The organism is Aporhodopirellula sallentina SM41, from assembly GCF_000346505.1.
In the GTDB taxonomy this organism is placed as follows: Bacteria; Planctomycetota; Planctomycetia; order Pirellulales; family Pirellulaceae; genus Rhodopirellula; species Rhodopirellula sallentina.
Genome location: NZ_ANOH01000471.1, coordinates 1 through 995, shown reverse-complemented (window position 1 = coordinate 995; position 995 = coordinate 1). Strand labels below are relative to the sequence as shown.

Below are 995 nucleotides of genomic sequence, written 5' to 3'. Positions count from 1 at the left end.
CGGTTTGTCGATCTACTCGTCACAGCGGTGGATTTAGTTTGAGATCGCGCTACATTGGTTATCTTACCGAATCTTACTCCTTCGGAGTCCGATAATGGGCTGGGCCCAAGCCAAGGAAAGTCGCGATCAGATCGTGCTCTTTCCTGAGAAACTCGACGACGCGATACCCACCGAACACCCCGTTCGCACGGTCTGGGAGCTGCTGCAAAAAATCGACTGGAAATCCTGGGAAGAGCAATACGTCCTGGTCAAAGGGCACCCGCCGATCCATCCCAGCATCCTCGTCGGCGTGATCCTCTATGGGCTGCTCAAGCGTGTCCGCACCTCGCGGGCTCTCGAAGAAGCCCTCCAAGTTCGTATGGACTTTCGCTGGCTTGTCGAAGGTCGCTCGATCGACCACAGCACGATCGCCAAGTTTCGCACTGCCCATCCCGAGCGTCTGAGGGAAGTCTTCGTACAACTCGGACTGATCGCCGAGCAGATGGGACATCTCACGCTCGTCACGCTGGGCTATGACGGCACTCGTTTGCGAGCGAGCAACCGACGAAGCGGCACACGGACGCCCGACGAACTTCGCCGGGCCAAAGAAGAACTCACCAAAGAATTCGCCGCTCATCAGGAAGCCGCCGAGAAAGCTCAGGCCAAAGAGAACGAAGTCTTCGACGCAGCCGAGAAAGCCGCCGCAGCAACCGATTTGGAAACACGTGGCAAAGAGCTTCAGCGTCAAAGCGACCGGATCGAAGCGGCGCTAGCAGAGATCGAAAAGATCGAAGCTTCCGGCAAGAAGGTTCCCGATCGCATTCCGATCACCGACCCTCAGTGCCGCATCGCCAAGAACAAAGAAGGCGGCTTCGGCACCAACTACAACCCCACCGCCACGGTGGATGCCGACAGCGGACTGATCGCCGCACAAGACGTGATCAGCGGCATCGATGAACAGAGCCACATGCACGAAGCGGTTGACCAAGTCCGTCGCGATTTTATGGACGGCGATC

The 995-nt window shown here is 57.7% G+C and carries 1 protein-coding gene; it reads left to right on the top strand.

Going from position 1 to position 995, the window contains the following annotated elements:
* Window positions 1–94 precede the first annotated feature (94 nt).
* Window positions 95–995 (top strand): transposase (locus RSSM_RS30480; protein ID WP_008689071.1); only part of this gene is annotated, 901 nt, incomplete at its 3' end.